Source organism: Streptomyces sp. NBC_01471, assembly GCF_041438865.1.
In the GTDB taxonomy this organism is placed as follows: domain Bacteria; phylum Actinomycetota; class Actinomycetes; order Streptomycetales; family Streptomycetaceae; genus Streptomyces.
This window is the reverse complement of record NZ_CP109450.1, coordinates 2493923-2519895: the sequence shown is the minus strand read 5'-3', so window position 1 is coordinate 2519895 and position 25973 is coordinate 2493923. Positions and strand designations below refer to the sequence as shown.

The following is a 25973-nucleotide window of genomic DNA, read 5'->3' as shown; positions in this document are numbered from 1 at the left end:
TCCGGACCATGCTGCTCGAAGTACGCGATCTGCACGTGGAGTTCCACACCCGCGACGGGGTCGCGAAGGCGGTGAACGGCGTCGACTACACCGTGGACTCCGGTGAGACGCTCGCCGTCCTCGGTGAATCGGGCTCCGGCAAGTCGGTGACCGCCCAGGCCATCATGGGCATCCTCGACGTGCCGCCGGGCCGGATCGCGGGCGGCGAGATCCTCTTCCAGGGGCAGGACCTGCTGAAGCTCAAGGAGGAGGAACGGCGGAAGGTCCGCGGCGCCAAGATGGCGATGATCTTCCAGGACGCCCTCTCCTCGCTCAACCCGGTGCTCAGCGTGGGGGAGCAGCTCGGCGAGATGTTCACCGTCCACAAGGGCATGTCCCGCAAGGACGCCAAGGCCAGGGCCGTCGAGCTGATGGACACGGTGCGGATCCCGGCTGCCAAGGAGCGGGTCGGCCAGTACCCCCACCAGTTCTCCGGCGGGATGCGCCAGCGCATCATGATCGCCATGGCACTGGCCCTGGAGCCGGACCTGATCATCGCCGACGAGCCGACCACCGCCCTCGACGTGACCGTGCAGGCCCAGGTGATGGACCTGCTCGCCGAACTCCAGCGGGAGTTCAACATGGGGCTGATCCTGATCACCCACGACCTGGGCGTGGTGGCGGACGTCGCGGACAAGATCGCGGTGATGTACGCGGGCCGCATCGTCGAGACGTCGCCGGTCCACCCGATCTACAAGGCCCCGGCCCACCCGTACACCAAGGGCCTCCTCGAATCGATCCCGCGCCTCGACCAGAAGGGCCAGGAGCTCTTCGCGATCAAGGGCCTGCCCCCGAACCTGCTGCACATCCCGCCCGGCTGCGCCTTCAACCCCCGCTGCCCGCTGGCCCAGGAGGTGTGCCGCACCGACGTACCGCCCCTGTACGAAGTGTCCCCGGAACGCCGGAGCGCCTGCCACTTCTGGAAGGAGACGCTCAATGCACGCTGACCACTCGCGGCGCGACGCGGCACGTGACACAGCACGTGAGGAGGCCGAGGCCGACCGCGACCTGATGGAGAAGTCGCACGCGGAGATGGCCTTCCACGAGAAGGAGCCCATCCTCGAAGTCCGCGACCTGGTCAAGCACTACCCGCTCACGCAGGGAATCCTGTTCAGGAAGCAGGTCGGCGCGGTCAAGGCCGTCGACGGGGTGTCGTTCGCGCTCAGCCAGGGCGAGACGCTCGGCATCGTGGGCGAGTCCGGCTGCGGCAAGTCGACCGTGGCCAGGATGCTGGTCAACCTGGAGGCTCCGACGGCCGGTTCGATCCGGTACAAGGGGGAGGACATCACCAAGATGTCCGGGCGCGCGCTCAAGGCCGTGCGCCGGAACATCCAGATGGTCTTCCAGGACCCGTACACCTCGCTCAACCCCCGGATGACGGTCGGCGACATCATCGGGGAGCCGTACGAGATCCACCCCGAGGTGGCGCCCAAGGGCGACCGGCGCCGGAAGGTCCAGGACCTGCTGGACGTCGTCGGGCTCAACCCGGAGTACATCAACCGCTATCCGCACCAGTTCTCCGGCGGCCAGCGCCAGCGCATCGGCATCGCGCGCGGCCTCGCCCTCAACCCCGAGATCATCGTGGCGGACGAGCCGGTCTCCGCGCTCGACGTGTCCGTGCAGGCGCAGGTCATCAACCTGCTGGGGCGGCTCCAGAAGGAGTTCGACCTGGCGTACGTGTTCATCGCGCACGACCTGTCGATCGTCCGGCACATCTCCAACCGGGTCGGTGTGATGTACCTGGGGCGGATCGTCGAGGTCGGCTCGGACGCCGAGATCTACGAGCACCCCACCCACCCGTACACGCAGGCGCTGCTCTCGGCGGTCCCGGTGCCGGACCCGGAGGCGCGGGAGCGGCGCGAGCGGATCATCCTGGTCGGCGATGTGCCGTCGCCCGCCGACCCGCCGTCCGGCTGCCGCTTCCGTACCCGCTGCTGGAAGGCTCAGGAGCGGTGCGCGCAGGAAGTGCCGGCACTGGCGGTGCCCGCGATGTTCCGGACCGTGGAGGGCCCGGTGCACCACGACTCGGCCTGTCACTTCGCGGAGGAGAAGCAGGTCGTGCCGGACAGCGCGGGCGGGCCGGACGAGGGCCCGGGCGGCCCCGCGGGGCCCTCCGGTACGCCGGGCCCGTCCGGTGGTACGCCGGGGCCCTCCGGCGCGACGCCCGCGGGGCCGTCCACCGGCGCGACGCCCGCAGGCCCGGTGGACAGGGCGGGGCCGCCCGGGCCCTCGACCGGAGCGACGCCCGCCTAGATCCTGTCCGGACAGGGCCTGGCGTCCCTACGCGGGGCCCCGGGCCTCCACCCCGGGCGCGCCGGGGCCGCCCTGGTCCGCCTCCAGTTCCCGCAGCGCCGGGTCGAGGATGATCTCCTCCTCGCGTTCCGTCGTCGGGTCCTCGGGGAAGTGGCAGGCCGTCAGGTGCCCCTCCCGGCTGCCGCCGGCCCGTTGCAGCGGGGGCTCCTCGGCCGCGCACTTGTCCTGCGCCTTCCAGCAGCGGGTACGGAAGCGGCAGCCCGACGGCGGTGAGACCGGGGACGGCACGTCGCCCGCGAGCCGGATGCGCTGATGGGCCGCGCGCTCCTCGTCGCTGACGAGCGCGGCCTCCGGGACCGCCGAGAGCAGGGCGTGTGTGTACGGGTGGCGCGGCTGCTGGTAGATGGAGTCCCGGTCGCCGGTCTCGACGATCTTGCCGAGGTACATGACGGCGACGCGGTGCGAGAAGTGCCGGACGATCGCCAGGTCGTGGGCGATGAACAGGAACGCGATGTCCAGCTCGCGCTGGAGTTCCTGGAGGAGGTTGACGACCTGGGCCTGGATGGAGACGTCGAGTGCGGAGACCGGCTCGTCGGCGACGATGAGCTTGGGTTCGAGGGCGAGGGCGCGGGCGACGCCGATGCGCTGGCGCTGGCCGCCGGAGAACTCGTGCGGGAAGCGGTTGTAGTGCTCCGGGTTCAGCCCGACGATCTCCAGGAGCTCACGGATCCGGTGCTCCCGGCCGCCCTTGGGGCGGATCCCGTTGATCTCCATCGGGCCGCCGACGATCTTGCCGACGGTCTGACGGGGGTTGAGCGACGAGTACGGGTCCTGGAAGATCATCTGGATCTCGGGGCGGACCGGCGCGAGTTGGCGCCGTCCCGCACGGGTGATGTCCTGGCCCCGGTAGGTCAGCCGGCCCGACGTCGGCTCCAGCAGCCGCGTCAGCACCCGTCCGGTGGTGGACTTGCCGCACCCCGACTCGCCCACCAGACCGAAGCTCTCGCCGACGTGCAGCGAGAGGTCGATGCCGTCGACGGCCTGGACGGCGCCGATCCTGCGCTTGAACGGAAAGCCGCCCATGATGGGGAAGTGCTTGGTCAGCCCCTCGGCGGAGAGCAGCACCTCACCCTGACGGGGCGCTTTGTCGCGGGGAGCGGGAATGGTGGCCTCGTGCGCCATGTCGTATCGCTTCCTAGGTGTGGTGCCCTGGCCCCGGCCGGTGGGCCCGGCCGTGACGTGATCCATCAACTCCCTTGTCAGCGGTGTGAGATGGGCTCGCCGCCGCGTTTTCCCCGCTGAGTGGAATCAGCGCGGCTGAGCGGACTGTGGCCCGGTGCGACGACGTGAGTCAAGGGCCTGAGCAGTCGGAATTCTTTAACAAAGCGGCAACTCGGCTGTCGTGGTGCGGATATGCGGGGCCGTCAGACTTGGGACCTACGGGGCCGTGCGGGTGCCGTGGACCGGCCGGGGTGACGTGTCACCCCGGCCGGTCGCATCCCGGCTGTGCCGTACCGGCCGTCCCGTACCGGCTTTGTTGTCCCGGCCGTCCTGTACCGGCCGGGCGGTCGTGGCCCCTCAGCGCGCCCCGCGCGCCGCCGGGTCCAGCGACCGCCTGATGAAGTCCACCTGGAGCAGCAGCAGATTCTCCGCGACCTGTTCCTGCGGCGTCATATGGGTGACACCGGAGAGCGGCAGCACCTCGTGCGGGCGCCCCGCCGCGAGCAGCGCCGACGACAGCCGCAGGGTGTGGGCCGCGACCACGTTGTCGTCCGCCAGGCCGTGGATGACCATCAGCGGCCTGGCCGGATTCTCGGGCGCCGAGAGCCCGTCGTCGGTGACGAGCGCGCTCGCCGCGTACACCTCGGGCCGCTCTCCCGGATCGCCGAGATAACGCTCCGTGTAGTGCGTGTCGTACAGCCGCCAGTCGGTGACCGGGGCGCCCGCGACACCCGCGTGGAACACGTCCGGGCGGCGCAGCACCGCGAGCGCGGCGAGGTAACCGCCGTACGACCAGCCCCGGATGGCGACCCGCTCCAGGTCCAGCGGGAAGCCCTGGGCGGCCAGACCGTGCAGGGCGTCGATCTGGTCGTCGAGCGTGAGCGTGAAGTCGTCCTTGACGGCCTTCTCCCACGCGGGGGAGCGGCCCGGGGTTCCCCGGCCGTCCGCGACGACCACCGCGAAGCCCTGGTCCGCGAACCACTGGGACGTGAGGTGCGCGTTGTGCGCGGCGACCACCCGCTGTCCGTGCGGGCCGCCGTACGGGTCGAGGAGCACCGGGAGCGCGCCGTCGGATTCCCGGTGGCCGCTGGGGAGCAGGACGGCGCACGGAATTTTTCGTGCGCCCCCCTCGGTGAACTTCACGCGGGGGGTGAGGCCCGGCGTCTCCGCGTAGGAGGCGACAGCGGCCACCTCCCTGCCGCCCCGCAGCACCCGGACATCCGTGCCCGGCCGGTCCGGACGGGCCGAGAGGAGGACCGTGACACCGCCGGAGCGCACCGCCGAGTGGACGCCGGGCCCCTCCGAGACGCGCTCGACCCCCAGCTCGTTGACCCGGTAGACGTGGATCTCGCCGGTCTCGGGGTCGGCGGCCGTCTCGCCCGCCGACGCGGAGACCAGTACGTCGTCAACAGAGATGTCCAGCACCGCCCGTACGTGCAACTCCGGTCCGGTGAGCAGCCGGTCGCCGACCGCGAGCACCCGGGCGCCGCCCTCGTCCGCGATCCGGACCAGCCCGCCGGCAGGTGCCCAGGCGGGCACCCCGGGGAAGAGGTCGAGCCACACCGGATCCTCGTCGACATGGACGGTCCGGGTGGTGCCGGACTCCGTGTCGACCCCCAGATAGCGCTGGCTGCGCTGGTCACGCGCCTGGACGAGCAGCAGCGGGGCGCCGTCGGGCGACCAGTGCACGGAGGCCAGATACGGGTGGCGGGCGCGGTCCCACACCACCTCGGTGCGGGTGCCGTCCAGGGCGTACAGGAAGAGCCGCACCTCGGCGTTGGGGGTGCCGGCCGCCGGATATCCGACCTGCGCGGGCTCCCGCTCGGGGTGCGCCGGATCGGCGATCCACCAGCGCTGTACGGCGCTGTCGTCGGCCCGCGCCACGAGCAGGCTCCGCGAGTCCGGCGCCCACCAGTAGCCGCGCGAGCGCTGCATCTCCTCGGCCGCGACGAACTCGGCCAGCCCGTACGTGATGTGCGCGTCCTCCGGCTCGGCGAGCGCCCCGTCACCCTCCCCGTCCGCCCCCACGACGCGCAGCGCGCCGCCGGTCACATAGGCGATACGGCTGCCGTCCGGGGACGGCCTGGGGTCGATGACCGGCCCCGGCACCCGGATCTCATGGGTGCCCCCGGCCCGCAGCCCGGCCGTGAACAGCCTTCCGGAGAGGGCGAACGCGGCCAGTTCGGCCGCGCCGTCCACCGCGTAACCGACGATGCCGGCCGAGCCCTCCCTGCTCCGTTCGCGGCGTGCCCGCTCCCCGGCCGAGAGCTGTTCGGCCGCACCGCCGAGCAGCTCGTCCGGATCGGCGGCGACGCGCTCCTGTGCGCCCTGTGCGAGGTCGAGCACCCAGAGCCGGTTCGCGCGGTCCGTTCCGGTGGGGGAGCGCAGGTAGCTGACCCTGCTGCCGTCGGGCGACACCGTGAAGGCGCGCGGGGCACCGAGCGTGAAGCGCTGGGTTCTGGCGAACCGGCGCGGAAAGGAGTGTTCGTTCGATGTCATGCGACTGAACCTAGAGGAGTGCCGCGGACCGCCCTCGACAGCGGGCATGTGCCGACCGGTTCTGCCGGGGGCGTACGTCCATGCGCCCCTCGTGCTGCCGTGCATCGATCATGCACGCCGCCGGATAGTTATGATCCGTAGCGCTAGGTGGGTATGACGCTACCGGCAGTTGTGGCATGCCCCTGGACCGTACGCAAATGGAGGTGAACCGTCATGGCGCTCTCGATCTCGGCGGTGGTGCTGCTGACGATCATCGTCGTGCTCATGGTCAGGAAGTCGGGGCTCAAAGCGGGGCACGCGCTGGTCTGCGCGCTTCTGGGCTTCTACCTGGCCAGCTCGTCCGTTGCGCCCACCATTCACTCGCTCACGACCAACGTGGCCGGGATGATCGGCGGTATCAAGTTCTGAGACGACGTACGTACGGACGGGCGCCCCTGGAAGCGGGGGCGACTCGTAGGCTGTTCCCATGACGGACCTCCCCGACCGGCTGACGGGCCTCCCCGACCGGCGCCTTCTCCTGGTGCACGCGCACCCCGACGACGAGTCGATCAACAACGGCGCCACCATGGCCGCATACGCCGCCGAGGGTGCTCACGTCACCCTGGTGACCTGCACGCTCGGCGAGGAGGGCGAGATCATTCCGCCCGGCCTCGCTCATCTCGCGGCCGACCGCGAGGACGGTCTGGGTGCCCATCGCATCGGTGAACTGGCCGCCGCGATGCGGGAACTGGGCGTCACGGACCACCGCTTCCTCGGCGGCCCCGGGCGTTTCCGGGACTCCGGGATGATGGGCGTCGCGCAGAACCACCGCGAGGGGGCCTTCTGGAACACGGCGGTCGACACCGCGGCGGCGTACCTGGTCGAGGTGGTCCGCTCCGTGCGGCCGCAGGTCCTGGTGACGTACGACACCAACGGCGGCTACGGCCACCCCGACCACATCCAGGCGCACCGTGTCGCGATGCGCGCAGCCGCACTCGCGGCCGAGCCCGCCTTCCGGCCGGAGCTCGGCGAGGCGCACACGATCGCGAAGATCTACTGGAACCGGGTGCCGCGGTCGGTGGCCGAGGAGGGCTTCGCCGGGCTGCGGGCCGCCGGTGCCGCTTTCCCGGGGGTCGCGGACGTCGGCGATGTGCCGGGGGTCGTGGACGACGCCGTCGTCACCGCGGAGATCGACGGCACGGCGTACGCGGCCGCCAAGTCGGCCGCGATGCGCGCGCACGCCACCCAGATCGCGGTGGACGGGCCCTTCTTCGCGCTCTCCAACGACCTGGGGCAGCCGCTCCTCACGCGCGAGTACTACGAACTGGTGCGCGGCGCATCGGGGGCACCGGACGGCGAGCGCGAGACGGACCTCTTCGCGGGCATCGAAGCCGGCAGCACGGCGAGCGGCACAACGGGCAGTACGGGAGTGACCGAATGAGTATGAACCAGGGTCATCCGGGCATCGCGGCGCCGCTGAACCCCCGCCGTATCGCTGCCTACTTCGGACTCCTCGTCCTCGGCGCGCTGACCGGCCTCGCGGGCGCGCTCGTACAGGCGGGCTGGTTCCCCGGCGGCCTGGTGCTCGCGCTGCTGGGCACCGCGGCCGTCTTCTACGGCGGCCGGGTGGCGACCGGTACGGCGGTCGGGGTCGGCGCCCCCGCCGTCGGCTGGCTGGTCGCCGTCATGCTGCTGACCTCCACCCGCCCGGAGGGTGACTTCGTCTTCGGCGCGGGAACGGGGTCGTACGTCTTCCTGCTGGGCGGGATGGTGGCCGCTGTGATCTGTGCCACCGTGCGCAAAGTGCCGCAGCCGGGGCCGGATTCCGCCCGACCTGGCAAGTGATGTGCCGCTTCGCCCGGTGAACCGGACGCCGCCGCCGGGCTGTCGGAACATCGCATTCCGCTGGGTGTGGGGTGTCATCGCGCCGTGGCCAGTATGGTGGTGCGCGCCGCCGAACCTCCCGCACAAGTAAGAACGGGCGGCGGAGCCAACCGGGAGAACCTGCCTTGAGTCGTGAAACTGACAGTTCGTCCACCGGTCCCCAGGGGCGTGGCGGGGCCGCGTACCCCTCGGGCACGCCGCCGTACGGAACCCGCCAGTCTCCGGAGGAAGCCGCAGCGCCGGCCCCCGAGCCGCAGCCGGACGAGCCCAGGACCGAGACCACGCTGACGACGCGTATCCGGATCAACATCCCCGGCTCGCGGCCGATTCCACCGGTCGTCATGCGGACGCCGATGGGGGAGAGCGAACCCATCAACGGCGCCGGTGCCGGTGGTGCCGGCGGTGCCGGTGGCACCGACCAGGAGCGGACCGCGGCGATGCCGCTGCCGCCCGAGCCCGATCCGGAGCCGGAGGCCGACGAGCCGCCGGCCGGGCGGCCCACCAGCGACTGGTTCGCGCCGCGCAAGCCCGCCGCGCCGTCAGCGCCCTCCGGGGCCAACGGTGCGCTCGGAGCGCCGCGTTCCGGCACGCCGTCAGGGCCGCCCGCACCCGCCGCCCCGCGCGGGCCCGGTGCACAGGACGGCAGCGGCCCCCGCTCCGACCTGCCCTACTTCTCCGAGCCGCCGCAGCGGACCACCGGCACGTCCGCTCCCTCGGGTCCTCCCGGGGCACTCGGCTCGCTCGGGCCGCTCGGGGCCGGCGGGCTCGCCGGCCCCTCCGGGCCGACCACGGGGCCCATGACGGGCACCAGCCCGCTGACGCCGCCGCTCGGCGACGGCCCCTCCGCTCCCGGGGGCTCCGGGACGCCGCTGTCGGACGACACCGCCGTACTGACACCGCAGCAGCCCGCGCCGGAGTTCGGCAACGGCGGCCAGGGCGGTCCGCCGGCCGGCGGCAACGTCTCCGGCTCTACGCTCAGCAGTGGCGTCCCGGTGGCCCCGTCCGAGCGCCGTGCGCCGTTCCCGCCGGGCCCCGGCGGCGGCTCCGGCAGCGCTACGGGTCCCGGCCCGGACGGCCCCGGCGGCCCGCCGCGGCTCTCCGACGGCCCCTCGCCGTACAGCCCGTCCGCACACCCCGGCGTGGTCCCGGCCCCGGCGCCCGCGCCGGTCCGTCCGGCCGCACCGGCCAGGAAGGGCCGCTCGAAGCTCGGACTCATCGGTGTCGGCATCGTCGTGCTCGGCGGACTGGCGTACGGCGCGGGACTGCTGATGAACCACTCCGACGTACCCAAGGGCACCACCGTGCTCGGCGTCGACATCGGCGGCGGCACCCGCGACGAGGCCGTCAACAAGCTCGACAGCGCGCTCGGACAGCGGGTCAACGCCCCGATCCAGCTGAGCGTCGACGGCCGGAAGACCGAGCTCAGGCCCGCCACGGCCGGGCTCACCCTGGAGACCCAGGCCACCGTGCGCTCCGCCGCGGGCAGTGACTACAACCCCGTATCGGTGATCGGTTCGCTCTTCGGCGGCCGGCGCCAGGTCGAGCCGATCCTGCCGACCGACGAGGAGAAGCTCGGCGTCGCGCTCACCGATCTGGCGGGCACCTCCGGCTCGGCGTCCGACGGCACGATCAAGTTCGAGCCGGGCAAGGCCGTCCCCGTACCGGGCAAGGCGGGCAAGGCACTGGACGTCAACAAGTCGATGGTCGCCGTCCGGGACGCGTTCCGCGCGCAGGTCCAGACCGGGCAGCCGCACACCGTCCGGCTCCCCGTCGTCTCCAGGGAGCCGACGATCACCAAGACCGAGATCGACCGGGCCATGAAGGACTTCGCGCAGCCCGCGATGTCCGGTCTGATCACGATCAAGGCGGGCAACAAGGAGATCCAGTTCGGCCCGGAGAGGTCGCTCCCCAAGATCCTCTCCATGAAGCCCGTCAACGGCCGCCTCGAACAGGTCTACAACCGGACCGCGATCACCCAGCTCCTGGAAGGCGTCTTCGACGGCGTCATGATCACCAAGGGCGACGGGCAGAAGCACCAGGTCTCGGCGACGGACGTGGCGCAGGCCATGCAGAGCGCACTGCTCGGCAAGACGCCGGCGGAGCGCGTCGCCACGATCAACCTCGACCCGAGCTGACCGCGGCCGCAATCACGCCGCACCCGGCCCCCGCCGATCCCATCGGCGGGGGCCGCGTCATGCATCCGCCATGACATCTGTCATCGAGGATTCACGACAGGCGGCTCTGCCGCCGGGCACCCCTGCTGAGCGACGCTGTTCCCATGACGAAGACGACAGCACCGCCCACCACCGTGGCGAGCTTCGAGAACGTGAACAAGAGCTACGGCCAGGTGCAGGCCGTGGCCGGCCTCACACTCGATCTGCACCCCGGCGAGACCGTCGCGCTCCTCGGCCCCAACGGGGCGGGCAAGTCGTCGACGCTCGACCTCCTGCTCGGGCTGCGCAACGCCGACTCGGGCACCGTCCGGGTCTTCGGCACCACCCCCGAGCAGGCCATCAGGGACGGCCGCGTCGGCGCGATGCTGCAGAGCGGCGGACTGATGGAGGACGTCAAGGTCCGCGAGCTGGTCCAGCTGGCCTGCGATCTGCACCGCCACCCCCGCCCGGTCGCCGACGTGCTCGACCGCGCGGGTATCACCCAGATCGCCGACCGCATGGTCAACAAGCTCTCCGGCGGCCAGGAGCAGCGGGTCCGCTTCGCGCTGGCGACGGCCGGGGACAACGACCTGATCGTCCTCGACGAGCCGACCACCCGGATGGACGTCTCCGCGCGGCACGCCTTCTGGGCCACCATGCGCGAACAGGCCGACCAGGGCCGTACGGTCCTCTTCGCCACGCACTACCTGGAGGAGGCGGACGCCATCGCCGACCGGGTCCTGGTCCTCCACAAGGGCCGGCTGCTCGCCGACGGGACCGCGTCCGAGATCAAGGCCAAGGCCGGTGCCCGGCGGATCGCCTTCGACCTGGAGGGCGCCATCGACGAGGGCGCGCTGCGCGGTCTGCCGTTCCTGACCGCCTTCGACGTCTCCGGCCGCACGGTCCGTATCCAGTCGTCCGACGCCGACGCCACCGTCCACGCGCTGTACGGACTCGGTCTCTACCCCCGCAACCTCGAAGTCGCGGGCCTCGGCCTGGAGCAGGCCTTCGTCGCCATCACCGAGGCCGAGGAGGCCAAAGCAGCATGAGGACCCTGATCAAGCTCGAAATCACCCGGACGCTGCGGAACAAGAAGTTCATGTTCTTCTCGATCCTCTACCCCTCGATGCTCTACCTGATCATTTCGAGCGGGGCGTCCTCGTCGGACAAGGTGGGCGGCACCGGCCTCACCCTGCAGAACTTCTACGTGGTCGCCATGGCCTCCTTCGGCGCGCTCACCGCGGTCCTCATGGGCAACAGCGAGCGCATCGCCAAGGAGCGCGAGAAGGGCTGGGTGCGCCAGCTGCGCCTCACCTCGCTGCCGGGCCGCGGCTATGTCATCGCGAAGATCGGCAGTGCGGCCGTCGTGACGCTGCCCTGCATCGTCGTCGTCTTCATCGTGGCGGCGCTCGCCAAGAACGTACGGTTCGACGCCTGGCAGTGGCTCGCCCTGACCGGAGTCATCTGGGCCGGCAGCCTGGTCTTCGCCGCGCTCGGAGTCGCCATCGGGTACATCACCAGCGGTGACGCGGTCCGCCCGATCACGATGATCATCTACTTCGGCCTCTCCATCCTCGGCGGCCTCTGGCTGCCCACGACGGCCTTCCCGCAGTGGCTGCAGAACATCGCGGAGTGGCTGCCCACCCACGCGTACGCCGGTCTCGGCCAGTCCATCGAGCTGGGCAACGCCCCGCACATGAAGGACGTGGCCATCCTCTTCGTGTACTTCCTGATCTTCGCGGGCGGCGCCGCCTGGCTCTACCGGAAGGACACACTGAAGGCGTGAACCAGGAACGAGCGATCGGTATCGGAAGAGCGCCCCAGAACACCCGGGATGCCGCCAGGAAGATGCTCTGGATCGGCATCTGGCTGATCTTCCTGAGCACCCCGCTGAACGCCCTGCTCGACGGCCGCTACTCGGCTGCCGGGCAGGCGCTCGGCTGGACCGGGCTGATCGTCTTCGTCGGCCTGTACCTCGTCATGGTCTTCCGGAACACCAGCCGCACGCTCGCGCCGCCGGTGATCCACACCACCCTGGCCGCCCTCGGCGTCATCGCCATCGGGCTCAACCTCGCCCTCGGCTCCCCCTGGCTCGTGCTCTTCGTCTACGTGGCGGTGAACTGCGGCGCGGTCCTGTCGCTGCGCAGGGCGACCTGGGGCATCCTCGGGGCCACGGCGCTGATGTGCCTCCTCTCGCTCCGCGCCGACGATCCGCCGGGGCTCGTCGGGCCGCTGCTCGTCCCGGCCCTGCTCGGCGGATTCGCGATGACCGGGGTGCGGCAGCTGATCCGTACGACGGTCGAGCTGAAGGAGGCCCGCGCCACGGTCGCCCAGCTCGCCGCCAACGAGGAGCGGCTGCGCATGGCCCGCGACCTGCACGACCTCCTCGGCCACTCGCTGTCGCTGATCACCCTCAAGTCCGAGCTGGCAGGCCGGATGCTCCCGGACCACCCGGGGCAGGCGGCCGCCCAGGTCGCGGACATCGAGCAGGTCAGCAGAGAGGCGCTGACGGACGTCCGGGAAGCGGTCACCGGCTACCGCCGCCCCACCCTGCCCGGCGAGCTGGCGGGGGCCCGCACCGCCCTCGCCGCCGCGGGCATCACGGCGGACGTGCCCGCCGACGTGCCCGAGGACTGCCGTACCGGCGATCTGGACGAGGACCAGGAGGCCGCCCTGGCCTGGGCGCTGCGGGAGGGCATCACCAACGTCGTACGCCACAGCGCGGCCCGCCACTGCACGGTCACGCTCAGCTCCCGGCAGACCCTGGACGGCCGCCGCCTCGAACTCATGGTGCGTGACGACGGCAGAAACGCCGTGGCGGGCCCGCACGGCAACGGGCTCACCGGCCTGGCCGAGCGTCTCGCCACGGCGGGCGGCACGCTCGATACGCGGGCCGGTCCCGGCTTCACGCTCACCGCCCGGGTCCCCCTAGGATCCGGTGCATGATCAGGCTCTTGCTCGCCGAGGACCAGGCCATGGTCCGGGAGGCCCTGGCCGCGCTGCTCGGCCTGGAGCCGGACATCGAGGTCGTGGCCCAGGTGGCCCGCGGCGACGAGGTCCTGGCCGCCGCCCGGGCCCACGCCGTGGATGTCGCGCTGCTCGACATCGAGATGCCGGGCATGACCGGCATCGAGGCGGCGGCCCAGCTCCAGCGTGAACTGCCCGCGCTCAAGGTCGTCGTCCTGACGACCTTCGGCCGCCCCGGCTATCTGCGCCGGGCCATGGAGTCCGGCGCCCACGCCTTCCTGGTCAAGGACGCCCCCGCGTCCCAGCTGGCCTCCGCGGTACGGAAGGTCCTCGGCGGCGAGCGGGTCATCGACCCGACCCTGGCGGCCGCGGCGCTCTCGGACGGGGCGAACCCGCTGACGGACCGTGAGCGCGACGTGCTGCGCGCGGCGGCGGACGGCTCGACCAACGCGGAACTGGCGGCGGCGCTGCACCTGTCGCAGGGCACCGTCCGCAACTACCTCTCGACGGCGATCCAGAAACTGACCGCCCGCAACCGGGCCGAGGCGGTGCGGATCGCCCGCGAGAAGGGCTGGCTCTGAGGGGTCAGCGGGCCGGACCGCGCCGCTCGTACACCGTCACCCGCCGTCCGCGGACCTGCTTGTCGGCCACGGCCGTGAAGTACTTCTCCAGCACCGAGATCTTCATCCTGTCCCGCTCGGCCGTCACCGGTTTCGCCACCCCGGGTGTGTCGGTCACCAGGAGGATCCACCGCTGGACCAGCATCGCGGCACGTATCCGGCCCGGATCCGCCTCCAGGCCCTTCAGGGTCCCCGACTCCTCCGGGCCCTGCGCCAGAGCGATGTCCCGCAGTCCCGAAAAGGCGCTCGGGGAAACGGATTTGGTGTCCCGGCGTGCCGACGGGACGAAGAGCACCGCGTCCCCGGTCTCCTTGAGCCGCCGTATGTCCGACGCCACCGCCAGGACGTCGTCCACCCGGCTCGACGGGGACCGCTTGGCCAGCGACTGCGGCAGCAGCGCCACCATCGCGACGGCGATCACGGCGGGGAGGACCCACAGCGACGCTCGCGGGTGCCGGGGACGCAGTGCCTGCACCGCCGAGCCGATGCCCCTGCCGATCAGCAGCGCGAGCCCCAGCAGGCTGAACATTATGTACCGGTCCAGGAACAGCGGCTGGATCAGGGACAGCCCGACGAGGCCGATCTGCGGCACCGCCAGCAGCGGCAGTCCGACGGCGGTCACCGACAGTCCGCGCGCCCGGGGCCGGTCCAGAAGGGCGCCGGCCGCACCGATCACCAGCAGGACCGCCGGGCCTATCAGCATGTGCCAGGTCAGCGGCGGTATCCAGGACACCTGGACCGACTGGCGCCGACTGAAAAGGACCAGGGGCAGCACACCGGCCGTGGCAGCGGCGGCGGCGGTGATCCAGCGTTTCCACACTCCGTGGCGGGCCCGGCTCCAGACCAGAGTCGCCAGGTGCGCCGGGAGGATCATGAGCGAGAGCCAGTTCAGGAGCCCGCACATCAGGACGGTCCCGCCGTAGGCCGCCCAGTGCGCGGTCCTGCCCCGCCCCTGCAGCAGGATCACGAGCAGCGACGTGGATATCCCGGCCCCGGCCGCGACCAGCGCGTACGGCCGTCCCTCCTGGAGGTAGAACTGCACGGCCGGAAGCAGCCCGAGGGCCAGCCCACCGGCCAGGCCCGCCCACATTCCGGCCAGCCGGTGGCCGATACCTCCCACGCACGCCGCCGCCACCCCGGTGGCCAGCACCGAGGGCAACCGCAGGGTGGTGGTGCTGGCTCCGAAACACTCGAAGAGCGCGTGCATCAGCAGGTAGTAGCACCCGTGCACGACGTCCACGTTCCCCAGCATGTGCCATATCTCAGCCGTGGAGCGCTGGGCCACCTGCCAGGTCGCGGCCTCGTCCCGCCACACACTGTCCTGTCGGGACAGGCCCCACAGACCGAGGCAGAAGGTCCACATCATGGGTATTAACCAGACGAGAACGCGGTGGCGGGCCGTGCCGGCCGGGGATGACGAGGACGTCGTTCCGGCCCCCGGCGAACGGGGCGGCGAACACGGGGCGTGAGCAAGGGACATGGAGGAGGGCTTCCGGAGCGACTGTGACGCGGGTAAGGAGTGTCAGAGGCGCGAAGGCCACTCACCGCCCCGAATCGTATGCAGTCGCGGCATCTCCGTGCACAGCCCCTGCACAGGTAATTCCAGATTCCCGGTCCGAACCCGGTCCCGAGCCCGGTTCTGGGCCCGATCCCCGCGCCCCATCGCAACCCGATCCCGAGCCCGGACCCGGCCCGCTGTCCGGCGGTAGGGTCCGAAAAGCCCTGCTACGGGTGCATCCGTGCTCCCTTGAGCACCTTGTCCACCGCGTTGCGCGGTCCGTACACCGCCAGCCCCACCAGATCGAGCCGGTCGCGCCCGACCGCCCGGACCGCGGCCCGGTTGTCCCGGTCGTTGCCCGTACTGAACAGGTCGCGGGTGAAGACGGCCCGGGGGAGTGCGCGGGACAGCGCCCGGGAGTGCGCGGTGGTGAGCGTCTCGCCGGTGCCCTCGAAGACCAGCACGGGCTGCCGGAACATCGGCAGATAGGCGGTGCCGTCGGCGTCGGCGTACGGTCCGCCGATCACCTCGGGCACCGTGGCGCCGAGACCGCTGACCAGGAAGGCGGTGACGTTCAGCCGCTGCCAGGTCGCCAGGTCCTCGTGCAGCAGCACGGCGATCTTGGTGTCGAAGCGGACCGGTGCGCCGTCGCGGGCGCTGCCCGCCGGGCTGTCGTCGGCGTGGTCGGGAACGGCGTGGTCAGGAGCGCTGTGGCCGGGCGCGGTGGCGGTGGGGGCAGTCTCGGTTCTCATGCTCCGAGACTGCCGAGTGGTCCCGCGCACCGTCTTGTACGTTGTTTGCATGGTGTCTGAGCAGGAGGTCTCCGCCTGGCGACCGGCCGTCGCGGGTGTCGTGGAGGTCTTCCATGCCCACTTCACCGAGCACGCCTACCCGATGCACGTCCATGACGCCTGGACCCTGCTGATCGTCGACGACGGCGCGGTGCGCTACGACCTCGACCGTCATGAGCACGGCACCCCGCACGACACCGTCTCGCTGCTGCCTCCGCAGGTGCCCCACAACGGTTCGCCCGCCACCCCGCGCGGCTTCCGCAAGCGGGTGCTCTATCTGGACATGACACAGCTGGACGCCGGGTACATCGGCGCCGCAGTCGACCGTCCCGATCTGGTCGACCCGGTGCTGCGCAGCCGCGTCGGCCGGCTGCACACGGCCCTGGCCTCACCGGGCGACGAGCTGGAGGCGGAGAGCCGCCTGGCCCTGATCAGCGAGCGGCTGCGCGGGCATCTGCGCCCCGGCAGCGCGGCCGGACGCCCGGCCGAGGACGGCAGGTCCGTCGCGGACCGGCTGCGGGCGCTGCTCGACGAACGGCTGGTCCAGGGGGTGACGCTGCAGGAGGCCGCCGCGCAGGTGCACGCCCATCCCGCCCATCTGGTACGGGCGTTCAGCGCCGCCTTCGGTATCACCCCGCACCAGTACCTGACGTCCCGCCGGGTCGACCGGGCCCGTGGGCTGCTGCTCGAAGGGCAGCGGCCCGGCGAGGTGGCCGTGGCCACCGGGTTCTACGACCAGTCGCATCTGACGCGGCACTTCAAGCGCGTCGTGGGCATCGCGCCGGGCCGGTACGCCCGTACCGGACCGGCCCGGTGAGCGCACCCCTGACCGCCGATACACCCCTGACCGCCGATAGAACAACAGCCTTCAGCCGAGCGCGGGTCGAGCCGCACTCAGTTGAGCATCGCGCGCGCCGACCTCGCCCGTCCGCGTACCGTCTCGGCCGTTCCCGGGTCGACCGCGGCGACCACCTCCGCGTACTCCTCCATCTCCACCGCGCCGCGCACGAAGTCGCCCCGCTCGACCAGCAGCTGGGCGTGCTCGTAGCGCAGGCGTGCCGGGTGGGAGGGCAGCAGCAGAGAGAGTTCGACCGCCCAGAGCTGGACGTCCGTGCGCTCCGGGCGGGCCGCCGCCCAGGCGCGGATGTTGTTCAGGACCCGCAGGATGATCTCCAGCGGATCCGCCGGGGCGAGCATGGACGGGTCGAAGGGCGCACCGGTCGCTCCGGCGACCAGGGCGCCCGCGTCCTCGCCGCTCAGCAGCCGGCCGCCCCCGAAGGGATCGGCGAGCACCTGCTCGTCCGGCGGGCCCGACGGATCGCCGAAGCCGACGACGAAGTGGCCCGGCAGCGCCACCCCGTACACCGGGGCCCCGGCCCGCCGCGCGACCTCGGTCCAGACCACCGAGAGCAGGATCGGCAGTCCGCGCCTGCGCCGCAGCACCTCGTGCAGCAGTGAGGACTCCAGCCGCTGGTATTCGGCTGCGCCGCCCCTGAAGTCGTGCTGCACGCCGAGGAGTTCACCGAGTGCGGTGGCCCAGGCGCGGGTACCGGTCACGCCGTACGGCAGCAGGCCCGCCAGCCGGTCCAGTTCGATCTGGGCCCTGTCGATGCCGTCCTGGCCGAGTGAGGGATCGGCCTCCGTGCCCACCAGCAGGCACAGCAGGGCGAGATCGGGCCGCTCGGCGCGGGCCTCCTCGGCGAACTGCCGCCGCCAGTCGGTGGATTGCTCGTCCATATGAGTCTCGTACCCGCCTATGCCGTGGGGATGTGCGGCCGGTAGTAGTGGTACCGGTGGTGGGTCCGGAAGCCCATGCCCTCGTAGAGCGCACCGGCCCCGCCGTTGTTCTCCTCGACCTGGAGCCAGGCCGCCGACGCGCCCTCGTCGAGCGCCCGGCGGGCCAGCGCGGTCATGACCGCGGTCGCCAGCCCTTGGCGGCGGGCCGCAGGGTCGACCTCCACGGCCATGAACCCCGCCCACCGGCCGTCGGTCACACCGCGGCCGATCGCCACGGGGACCCCGTCAGACCCGGGGACCGAGGCGAACCAGGTCGAGGGGCCGCTGCTGAGCACTTTCAGAATGGCCGGATCCGGGGCACTGAAACGCTGGTAGCGGTTGAGCCAGGAGGTGTCGCAGGAACGGGAGAGCGTGACCCGGTCGACCGTCTCCTCCAGCGGGCGGGCCGGGTCGCCCAGCGGGGCCAGCGCCCCGGTCAGGACCCGCGTGCTCACCTCGCGGGTCCAGCCGCGCCCTTCGAGAGCGGCGGCGAGAGTCTCCTGGGTGGCCTCGGCCCCGCTGGAGAGCTGGAGACGGGCGGGCAGGCCGCGCTCCGCGTACCACGCGGTCACCTGGTCCAGTGCCTCGTCCAGCGGGCGGCCCGGATCGCCGAGCGGCAGTACGGAGTTGGCGCGGCGGGTGAAGCCGGCGGCGGCCCGCAGCTGCCAGTCGCCGAGCTGCTCGCTCTCCGCCGGCTGCCAGGCGCGTGCCATGGTCCGCGCGAGTTCGGGGAAGGTCGCCGACGGGCCCCGTCTGCGCGCGGGCGCCGGGGGCACGGTCTTCCCCGCGACGAGCGCCGATTCCGGGATCCGCACCGACACGCCCGACCGCGGTGTGATGGACAGCACACCCGCGTCCCATGATGTGAGAACACCCACCGTGTCGGTGAATTTCGAGCCTGGTGGGGCCTCATCGGTCAGCTGCCTGACTGATACCCGTTTGCCCACGTCAACAGGTGTAATTCGGACCTCGAGCCGTCCGCCGGTAGTGAATTCCACAGCTCTCTCCGCCCCTCCTGTTCGGATCGCGCCCAGGAACGGAGATACTAGGTGCGGGCATCGACGACGCCGCGCTCCCGCGCAGAGCAGCCCTACCGAGGAGGAACGACAGCGTGACTTACGTCATCGCGCAGCCTTGTGTCGACGTCAAGGACAAGGCGTGCATCGAGGAGTGCCCCGTCGACTGCATCTACGAGGGCTCCCGGTCCTTGTACATCCACCCGGACGAATGCGTCGACTGTGGTGCCTGTGAGCCGGTCTGTCCGGTGGAAGCGATCTTCTACGAGGACGACACCCCGGAGGAGTGGAAGGACTACTACAAGGCGAACGTCGAATACTTCGACGAGCTCGGCTCGCCCGGTGGCGCCTCCAAGCTCGGCCTGATCGAGCGCGACCACCCCTTCATTGCGGCGCTGCCTCCGCAGAACGGCTGATCCCGTAGCGACCCGGTCCCGTACGGCACTCTTCGCCGTACGGGACCGCGGCATTTCTTGTGAAGCTCCGTACGTACGAGAAAGTGAAGCCCGTGTCCGCACTCTCATCGCGTCTCCCCGCCTTCCCCTGGGACAAGCTGGAGCCGTACAAGGCGACGGCCACCGCCCATCCGGACGGCATCGTGGACCTCTCGGTCGGCACGCCGGTCGACCCGGTCCCCCCGATCGTGCGCGACGCGCTCGTCGCGGCTGCCGACTCGCCGGGGTATCCGACGGTGTGGGGGACCCCCGGGCTGCGCGACGCGATCAGCGGCTGGTGCGAGCGCAGGCTCGGCGCGCGCGAGGTGGCACACACCAACGTGCTGCCCGTCGTCGGCTCCAAGGAGCTGGTGGCCTGGCTGCCCACGCAGCTCGGCCTGGGGTCCGGTGACCGGGTGGCGTACCCGCGGCTCGCCTACCCGACGTACGAGGTGGGCGCGCGGCTCTGCGGCGCGGAGCCGGTCGTGTACGACGACCCGACGGAGCTGGACCCCGAGGGGCTCAGGCTGCTCTGGCTCAACTCGCCGTCGAACCCGACCGGCGAGGTCCTCGGCCGGGACGAGCTGGTCCGGATCGTCGCCTGGGCGCGGGAGCACGGCGTCCTCATCGCGAGCGACGAGTGCTACTTCGAGCTGGGCTGGGAGGCCGAGCCGGTCTCCGTGCTGCACCCGGATGTCTGCGGCGGTACGTACGAGGGCCTGATCGCCGTCCACTCGCTCTCCAAGCGCTCCAACCTGGCGGGCTACCGCGCCGCGTTCATCGCGGGCGACTCCGCCGTGCTCGGCGAGCTGCTGCAGATCCGCAAGCACGGCGGGATGATGACGGCCGCGCCCGTACAGGCCGCGGTGGTCGCCGCGCTCGGCGACGACGCCCACGTGACGGAGCAGCGGGAGCGGTACCTGGCCCGGCGCACCGCCCTGCGGACCGCACTGGAGGCGCGCGGCTTCCGGATCGAGCACAGCGAGGCCAGCCTCTACCTGTGGGCGACCCGCGACGAGCCGTGCTGGGACACCGTCGCCCACCTCGCCGAGCTGGGCATCCTGGTGGCGCCCGGTGACTTCTACGGGGTGGCGGGCGAGCGCTTCGTCCGGGTCGCGCTGACGGCCACGGACGAGCGGGTGGCCGCCGCGGTGAAGCGGCTGGGCGAGAAGTAGCCCGCCGGCGGTGCCGCGGTCCGCACGCGGAAGGGCCCCGGGGAGCGAACTCCCCGGGGCTCTCGCGCGCGTGCCGGACGGTGCCCTGACCGGCCGGATCGCCCGCCGGGTCTAGCGGCCGAGCGGCAGGCCGTTGACCGGCAGCTTGCCCGCGGACGGCAGGCCGCCGCCGACGCCCTGCGCGGTCCCGCCGACCAGGGTGCCGGCGCTGCCCGCGGTGTCGCCCGCGGCCTTCTGGGCGGCCGGGGCGGCGGTCTTGCCGACGGCGCCGACCGTCTTGCCCGCGGCCGGCACGGCCTTCTTGACGGCCTTGCTGCCGGCGTCACCGGCCATGCCGGTGGTCGTCCGGGCCGCGCTGTCGACGGAGTTGCCCAGGCCGGCGCCGTCGAGGGCGGTCACGCCGCCCAGGTTCGGGGTCTGCGGGAGTTCCGCGGCGCTTGCGACGCCGGCCGCACCGACCACGGGGGCCGCGCCCGCCGCGATCAGCAGCGCGGTACGGGCGATCCGACGGGTCAGGGAGAGGGACATGGTGCTCCTTGAGCGGGAGGGGACGTTGACTGTCCGGCGTTCGGACGCTGTGACAACCGCTCGGGGGGAGGGGGAAGTTGCGGTGCACCAAGGTAAAGACTGTGCAATGTGTCGCATTATCGGGTTCGGGTAAAAACGGACAAACGGTGGCGTGCGGAGAGGCCTGCTGAACCGTCACTTCCCTTGGCCCCCAAGGGGTCTCCGGAGGGAGGGCGAGCGTGCCCGGAGGGGGTCCGGAAGGCGTTCCCCGGCGGGCTGGGTGAACCGCTTCCGGGTGAGGGATCGCGTACCTGTACGGGTCGCTTCCGGCGCTATTTCATGACCGTGATGCGGACTTCCGCGGCGCCCTGGCCCGCCGCACCGCTTCGCCAGGTGTCCGTCCTGTGCCAGGGTGCCTGGTTCGTCCCCGCGGTCCACTCCCGGCCCGCGTAGGAGACCCGCTGGATGTGGAGCGCGGCCGAGTTCGCCACCGCCCAGTGCGCCAGCTCCCAGCCGCGCTGCTGTACGGATCCGGTACCGGGCGCCGCCGCCCCGACGGCCCGCGCCGCGGTCGTACGGACCGGCAGCCGGACCTCCGACGGCTGCGCCGACTTCCCGGTGGGCAGCACCCCGGCCCCGAAGGCCCGCTTCAGCGCCGCGCGCACCGCGGCCGGGTCCCCCGCCAGGCTGCTCTTCGTCGCCGCGCAGGAGAACGAAGCGGGATCCCGGCCGGTCAGCGCGGCCGAGAGCAGCTCGGCGTCCGGCTGGTGCTTCGCGTACGCCTGCGGGAAGCCGCTGCGCTGCACCTCCTGGGCGGCGACCGTCAGCGGCAGCCGCGAGTAGTCGGGGATCTTCGCGAGATGCTCGTAGAACTTCCCGGCCGCGTACACCGGGTCCATGACCTGCCGGGCCGTACCCCAGCCCTGCGAAGGACGCTGCTGGAAGAGGCCGAGCGAGTCCCGGTCGCCGTGATCGAGGTTGAGCAGCCCCGACTCCTGGAGCGCGGTCGCCAGCGCGATGGTCACCGCGTGCTCCGGCATCCCGCGCGAGGTTCCCACCGCGGAGATGGTCGCCGCGTTGACGGCCTGCTCGGGGCTCAGCCGGTACCTGCCCCCCTTGCTGGACTGTGCCGTGCAGCGCGGTCCGCTTCCGCCACCGCTGATGTACTGCACGAGGACATAGCCCGCCAGCGCCAGCAACACGGCGACGGCGGCCACGATCCGGAAGAAGCGGCCGCGGCGTGGCGCGGCAGTGGGCTGGGACACAGGGCACACCGTACTGGAGCCCGGGTTAGGGTCGGAGCCATGTCAGAGACCCCGCTTGACCTCACACTCGACGCCCCGGCCCTGACCGCACAGCTGGTCGACTTCCCGTCCGTGAGCGGTACCGAGAAGCCCCTCGCCGACGCGGTCGAGGAGGCGCTGAGGGCGCTGCCGCACCTGACCGTCGACCGGTTCGGCAACAACGTCGTCGCCCGGACGCACCTCGGCCGCGCCGAGCGGGTCGTGCTGGCCGGACACCTCGACACCGTGCCGATCGCGGACAACGTCCCGTCGCGGCTCGACGAGAACGGCGTCCTGTGGGGCTGCGGCAGCTGTGACATGAAGTCGGGCGTCGCCGTGCAGCTGCGGATCGCGGCGACCGTGCCCGAGCCCAACCGGGACCTCACCTTCGTCTTCTACGACAACGAAGAGGTCGCGGCCGAACTCAACGGCCTCAAGCACGTGTCCGAGGCGCACCCCGACTGGCTCACGGCGGACTTCGCCGTGCTGCTCGAATCCTCCGACGGTGAGGTCGAGGGCGGCTGTCAGGGCACGCTCCGGGTCATCCTGCGCACCAAGGGCGAGCGCTCCCACTCGGCGCGCGCCTGGATGGGGTCCAACGCGATCCACTCGGCCGCCCCGATCCTGGCGAAGCTGGCCGCGTACGAGCCGCGCAAGCCGGTGATCGACGGCCTGGAGTTCCACGAGGGCCTGAACGCCGTCCGGATCGAGGGCGGCGTGGCCAACAACGTCATCCCGGACGCCTGCACGGTGGTGGTCAACTTCCGTTACGCGCCCGACCGCAGCGAGGAACAGGCGCTGGCGTACGTCAAGGAGTTCTTCGCCGACTGCGACATCGAGGAGTTCGTCGTCGACGACCACACCGGCGGTGCGCTGCCCGGTCTCTCGCATCCGGCGGCGGCGGCCTTCATGGCGGCGGTCGGCGGCGAGGCCCGACCGAAGTTCGGCTGGACGGACGTGTCGCGCTTCAGCGCGCTCGGCGTGCCCGCGGTGAACTACGGACCGGGCAACCCGCTGCTCGCGCACAAGCGCGACGAGCGGGTCGAGATCACGCGGATCTCGCAGACCGAGGAACGACTCCGCTCCTGGCTGACGGCCTGAATTTCCTCATACGTCACATGTGCGGACCTAGGCTGTCGGAACACGTACAGCGGAGGGAGCACAACATGGGCAACCCTGAAGGAGCACCGGCGCCGGAGGAACAGCGGCTCGGCCCGGTGGTGCGCCGCCGGGACCAGGTTCAGCCCGGCACCACCGACCAGCGGCTGCTCGACACCACGGAGAAGGGCTCAGCGGACTGGCTGCACACCGACCCCTGGCGGGTCATGCGCATCCAGTCGGAGTTCGTGGAGGGCTTCGGCGCACTGGCCGAACTGCCCAGCGCGATCAGCGTGTTCGGGTCGGCCCGTACCAGGGCGGGTTCGCCGGAGTACGAGGCGGGAGTACGGATCGGACGCGCGCTGGTCGAAGCGGGCTTCGCGGTGATCACCGGCGGCGGCCCCGGCGCCATGGAGGCGGCGAACAGGGGCGCCAGGGAGGCCAACGGCGTCTCGGTCGGCCTCGGGATCGAGCTGCCCTTCGAGCAGGGCCTCAACCAGCACGTCGACATCGGGGTGAACTTCCGCTACTTCTTCGTCCGCAAGACGATGTTCGTGAAGTACGCGCAGGGCTTCGTGGTCCTGCCGGGCGGACTCGGCACCCTGGACGAGCTGTTCGAAGCGCTGACCCTGGTCCAGACGCGCAAGGTGACCCGGTTCCCGATCGTGCTCTTCGGCACGGAGTACTGGGGCGGCCTGGTCGACTGGCTGCGCGGCACGGTGGTGGCGCAGGGCAAGGCCTCGGAGCGCGATCTGCTGCTGTTCCACGTCACGGACGACGTGGACGAGGCGGTGGCCCTGGTGACCAAGGAGACGGGGCTGTAGGGCCCGCGGGCGAGGAGGGAGGGACTCGGCAAGGACAAGCCCCTCCCTCCGGTCACGCCAGACCCCGCCGGGCCACCGCGGGCGCCCGGTGGCCCGCGATCGTCGCGACCATGTCCAGCACCTGCCGGGTCTCGGCCACCTCGTGCACCCGGTACACCTGCGCCCCCAGCCATGCCGACACCGCCGTCGTGGCCAGCGTCCCGAGCAGCCGCTCCTTGACCGGCTTGTCGAGGGTCTCGCCCACGAAGTCCTTGTTGGACAGGGAGACCAGGACCGGCCACCCCGTCGTGGTCATCTCGCCCAGCCTGCGGGTCGCCTCCAGCGAGTGCCGGGTGTTCTTCCCGAAGTCGTGGCCGGGGTCGATCATGATCCCGTCGGGCCTGACGCCCAGCGCGACCGCCCGCTCCGCGAGGCCGACCGTGACCCGCAGGATGTCGTCCATGACGTCGTCGTACGTGACCCGGTGCGGCCGGGTGCGGGGTTCGGCGCCGCCCGCGTGCGTACAGACCAGACCCGCGCCGAACCGGGCGGCGACAGCCGCCAGTTCGGGATCGAACCCGCCCCACGCGTCATTGAGTACATCCGCGCCCGCCTCGCACACCGCCGCACCGACGTCCTGGCGCCAGGTGTCGACGCTGATCACCACATCGGGGTGGCGCCGCCGTACCTCGGCGACGAAACCGACCGTGCGCCGCGCCTCCTCCTCGGCCGTCACCTCCTCGCCGGGGCCCGCCTTGACCCCGCCGATGTCGATGATGGCCGCCCCCTCGGACACCGCCTGCTCCACGCGGGAGAGCGCGGGCTCGTCGCGGAAGGTCGCCCCCCGGTCGTAGAACGAGTCCGGGGTCCGGTTCACGATCGCCATGATCACCGGCTCGTGCGCGCCGAACTCGCGCCGTCCCAACCGCAGCATCCAACCTGCTCCTTCCACCCGCTGAGTTCACCCGCTGAGTCGCCTGCGACCCTAACCGCCAGGTGGGCATGGCACGATCGGACCCGCACGGTTCCGCTATCCGGGGAGAGGCCCACTCGTGTTCTGGTTCTTGCTGATCGCGATGGTCGTGGTGGTCGCCGCGGTCACCCTCGCGGTGATCGGCGGCGGTGACGGCGCCGTACTGTCCGAGGCATCCCCCGAACTGCCCGTCGATCCGCTGCCCGCCGCCCGCCCGGTCGGCCGCGCGGACATCGAGGCGCTGCGGCTGCCCATGGTGGTGCGCGGCTACCGGATGGCCGACGTGGACGACGTGCTGGGCAGGCTCGGAGCCGAACTGGCCGAGCGCGACGCGCGGATCGCCGAGCTGGAAGCGGCGCTCGCCGGGGCGCGGGCCGCGGCCGTCAACGACGACGGCCCCCGCCCGTGACCTCGGACGCCGTCCCCGGGGCGGACGGGAAGCTGCGCTGTCCGTGGGGGGTGTCCACCGAGGACTACGTCGAGTACCACGACACCGAGTGGGGCCGTCCGGTCCACGGCGACGACGCGCTGTACGAACGGCTCTGCCTGGAGGCGTTCCAGTCGGGGCTCTCCTGGATCACGATCCTGCGCCGCCGCGAGGGATTCCGTAAGGCCTACTCCGGGTTCGGCATCGCCGGGGTGGCCGCCTTCACCGACGCCGACCGGGACCGCCTGCTCGCCGACCCGGGGATCATCCGCAACCGCGCCAAGATCGACGCGACCCTCGCCAACGCCCGGGAGCTCGCGGGCTGGGCGCCCGGCGCGCTCTCCGCGCTGATCTGGTCGTACGCCCCGGATCCGGCCGCCCGCCCGGCGCCCCGCCGCCTCGCCGACATCCCCGCGGTCACCGCGGAGTCCACGGCGCTGGCCAGGGAGCTCAAGAAGCGCGGCCTGCGCTTTGTCGGCCCGACCACGGCCTACGCCCTGATGCAGGCGTGCGGTCTGGTCGACGACCACTTGGCGGACTGCTTCGCCAGGCGGACGCCCGCGGGCCGCTGACCCGC

Annotated in this window: 26 protein-coding genes; 17 read left to right on the top strand and 9 right to left on the bottom strand. The window is 71.9% G+C overall.

The window, feature by feature from the left end:
• The first annotated feature begins 8 nt into the window (after positions 1-8).
• Positions 9-986, top strand: a complete 978-nt coding sequence (locus tag OG285_RS10850) for an ABC transporter ATP-binding protein (protein WP_356827337.1) — start codon at positions 9-11, stop codon at positions 984-986.
• On the top strand, positions 976-2292 hold the full coding sequence (locus tag OG285_RS10845; RefSeq protein WP_371790846.1) for an ABC transporter ATP-binding protein: 1317 nt from the start codon (positions 976-978) through the stop codon (positions 2290-2292). The genes OG285_RS10850 and OG285_RS10845 overlap by 11 nt, the downstream gene beginning before the upstream one ends.
• Positions 2293-2319: 27 nt before the next feature.
• On the opposite strand, the gene OG285_RS10840 is transcribed toward OG285_RS10845, so the two are convergent.
• Together OG285_RS10840 and OG285_RS10835 are read right to left on the bottom strand one after the other, a co-directional pair.
• Positions 2320-3474 carry an ABC transporter ATP-binding protein gene (locus OG285_RS10840; RefSeq protein WP_371793499.1) on the bottom strand — a complete coding sequence of 385 codons (1155 nt, stop codon included), beginning with the start codon at positions 3472-3474 and terminating at the stop codon, positions 2320-2322.
• A 396-nt stretch (positions 3475-3870) separates the two neighbouring features.
• Positions 3871-6012 (bottom strand): prolyl oligopeptidase family serine peptidase, encoded by a 2142-nt coding sequence (locus OG285_RS10835; RefSeq protein WP_371790845.1) that lies wholly within the window; start codon positions 6010-6012, stop codon positions 3871-3873.
• Positions 6013-6225: 213 nt separating this feature from the next.
• On the opposite strand from OG285_RS10835, the gene OG285_RS10830 reads away from it, so the two are divergent.
• The 8 genes from OG285_RS10830 (at position 6226) to OG285_RS10795 (ending at position 13576) form a co-directional block, all read left to right on the top strand.
• The gene (locus OG285_RS10830) at positions 6226-6420 is read left to right on the top strand and encodes a hypothetical protein (RefSeq protein WP_356827334.1); all 195 of its coding nucleotides are present in this window, start codon (positions 6226-6228) and stop codon (positions 6418-6420) included.
• Positions 6421-6499: 79 nt separating this feature from the next.
• Positions 6500-7432 (top strand): N-acetyl-1-D-myo-inositol-2-amino-2-deoxy-alpha-D-glucopyranoside deacetylase, encoded by a 933-nt coding sequence (mshB, locus tag OG285_RS10825; RefSeq protein WP_371793498.1) that lies wholly within the window; start codon positions 6500-6502, stop codon positions 7430-7432.
• Positions 7429-7836, top strand: coding sequence for a DUF6113 family protein (locus OG285_RS10820; protein WP_356827333.1), 408 nt, complete (start codon positions 7429-7431; stop codon positions 7834-7836). Before mshB ends, OG285_RS10820 begins: the two co-directional genes overlap by 4 nt.
• Before the next feature lie 164 nt (positions 7837-8000).
• A complete protein-coding gene (locus OG285_RS10815) occupies positions 8001-10010 on the top strand; it encodes a hypothetical protein (RefSeq protein ID WP_371790844.1) in 2010 nt (669 codons plus the stop codon).
• 143 nt (positions 10011-10153) lie between these two features.
• Positions 10154-11077, top strand: a complete 924-nt coding sequence (locus tag OG285_RS10810) for an ABC transporter ATP-binding protein (protein WP_371790843.1) — start codon at positions 10154-10156, stop codon at positions 11075-11077.
• Positions 11074-11814: an ABC transporter permease gene (locus OG285_RS10805; protein WP_356827330.1), complete on the top strand. Its 741-nt coding sequence runs from the start codon at positions 11074-11076 to the stop codon at positions 11812-11814. The genes OG285_RS10810 and OG285_RS10805 overlap by 4 nt, the downstream gene beginning before the upstream one ends.
• Entirely contained in the window at positions 11811-12974 is a 1164-nt protein-coding gene (locus OG285_RS10800; protein ID WP_371790842.1) for a sensor histidine kinase, read from the top strand. The genes OG285_RS10805 and OG285_RS10800 overlap by 4 nt, the downstream gene beginning before the upstream one ends.
• Complete coding sequence (locus OG285_RS10795; RefSeq protein ID WP_371790841.1) at positions 12971-13576, top strand: response regulator transcription factor; 606 nt, start codon at positions 12971-12973, stop codon at positions 13574-13576. The genes OG285_RS10800 and OG285_RS10795 overlap by 4 nt, the downstream gene beginning before the upstream one ends.
• 4 nt (positions 13577-13580) lie before the next feature.
• On the opposite strand, the gene OG285_RS10790 is transcribed toward OG285_RS10795, so the two are convergent.
• On the bottom strand, positions 13581-14981 hold the full coding sequence (locus tag OG285_RS10790) for a hypothetical protein (protein ID WP_371790840.1): 1401 nt from the start codon (positions 14979-14981) through the stop codon (positions 13581-13583).
• 359 nt (positions 14982-15340) lie between these two features.
• Positions 15341-15865: a DUF2000 domain-containing protein gene (locus tag OG285_RS10785; RefSeq protein ID WP_356827327.1), complete on the bottom strand. Its 525-nt coding sequence runs from the start codon at positions 15863-15865 to the stop codon at positions 15341-15343.
• A 49-nt stretch (positions 15866-15914) separates the two neighbouring features.
• Between OG285_RS10785 and OG285_RS10780 the strand changes: the two genes are divergently transcribed.
• Entirely contained in the window at positions 15915-16721 is an 807-nt protein-coding gene (locus OG285_RS10780; protein WP_356827326.1) for an AraC family transcriptional regulator, read from the top strand.
• A 77-nt stretch (positions 16722-16798) separates the two neighbouring features.
• Here OG285_RS10780 and OG285_RS10775 read toward each other — a convergent pair whose 3' ends face one another.
• Both OG285_RS10775 and OG285_RS10770 read right to left on the bottom strand, forming a co-directional pair.
• Positions 16799-17641 carry a transglutaminase-like domain-containing protein gene (locus tag OG285_RS10775; RefSeq protein ID WP_356827325.1) on the bottom strand — a complete coding sequence of 281 codons (843 nt, stop codon included), beginning with the start codon at positions 17639-17641 and terminating at the stop codon, positions 16799-16801.
• A gap of 17 nt (positions 17642-17658) precedes the next feature.
• Complete coding sequence (locus OG285_RS10770; protein ID WP_371790839.1) at positions 17659-18678, bottom strand: GNAT family N-acetyltransferase; 1020 nt, start codon at positions 18676-18678, stop codon at positions 17659-17661.
• A 113-nt stretch (positions 18679-18791) separates the two neighbouring features.
• Between OG285_RS10770 and fdxA the strand changes: the two genes are divergently transcribed.
• The gene (gene fdxA, locus OG285_RS10765; protein WP_164267011.1) at positions 18792-19112 is read left to right on the top strand and encodes a ferredoxin; all 321 of its coding nucleotides are present in this window, start codon (positions 18792-18794) and stop codon (positions 19110-19112) included.
• Between the two features lie 92 nt (positions 19113-19204).
• Entirely contained in the window at positions 19205-20305 is a 1101-nt protein-coding gene (gene dapC, locus OG285_RS10760) for a succinyldiaminopimelate transaminase (protein WP_356827323.1), read from the top strand.
• Positions 20306-20416: 111 nt separating this feature from the next.
• On the opposite strand, the gene OG285_RS10755 is transcribed toward dapC, so the two are convergent.
• Together OG285_RS10755 and OG285_RS10750 are read right to left on the bottom strand one after the other, a co-directional pair.
• On the bottom strand, positions 20417-20833 hold the full coding sequence (locus tag OG285_RS10755) for an ATP-binding protein (RefSeq protein ID WP_356827322.1): 417 nt from the start codon (positions 20831-20833) through the stop codon (positions 20417-20419).
• A gap of 311 nt (positions 20834-21144) precedes the next feature.
• The gene (locus OG285_RS10750) at positions 21145-22086 is read right to left on the bottom strand and encodes a hypothetical protein (protein ID WP_371790838.1); all 942 of its coding nucleotides are present in this window, start codon (positions 22084-22086) and stop codon (positions 21145-21147) included.
• Between the two features lie 30 nt (positions 22087-22116).
• On the opposite strand from OG285_RS10750, the gene dapE reads away from it, so the two are divergent.
• A complete protein-coding gene (gene dapE, locus OG285_RS10745) occupies positions 22117-23196 on the top strand; it encodes a succinyl-diaminopimelate desuccinylase (protein ID WP_371790837.1) in 1080 nt (359 codons plus the stop codon).
• Between the two features lie 65 nt (positions 23197-23261).
• Complete coding sequence (locus OG285_RS10740) at positions 23262-24017, top strand: TIGR00730 family Rossman fold protein (RefSeq protein ID WP_356827319.1); 756 nt, start codon at positions 23262-23264, stop codon at positions 24015-24017.
• A gap of 52 nt (positions 24018-24069) precedes the next feature.
• On the opposite strand, the gene folP is transcribed toward OG285_RS10740, so the two are convergent.
• Positions 24070-24930: a dihydropteroate synthase gene (folP, locus tag OG285_RS10735; RefSeq protein ID WP_371790836.1), complete on the bottom strand. Its 861-nt coding sequence runs from the start codon at positions 24928-24930 to the stop codon at positions 24070-24072.
• Between the two features lie 118 nt (positions 24931-25048).
• Here folP and OG285_RS10730 point away from each other — a divergent pair, with 118 nt between their 5' ends.
• Both OG285_RS10730 and OG285_RS10725 read left to right on the top strand, forming a co-directional pair.
• Positions 25049-25378 (top strand): DivIVA domain-containing protein, encoded by a 330-nt coding sequence (locus tag OG285_RS10730; protein ID WP_356827317.1) that lies wholly within the window; start codon positions 25049-25051, stop codon positions 25376-25378.
• On the top strand, positions 25375-25968 hold the full coding sequence (locus OG285_RS10725) for a DNA-3-methyladenine glycosylase I (protein WP_356827316.1): 594 nt from the start codon (positions 25375-25377) through the stop codon (positions 25966-25968). Before OG285_RS10730 ends, OG285_RS10725 begins: the two co-directional genes overlap by 4 nt.
• Positions 25969-25973: the final 5 nt, after the last annotated feature.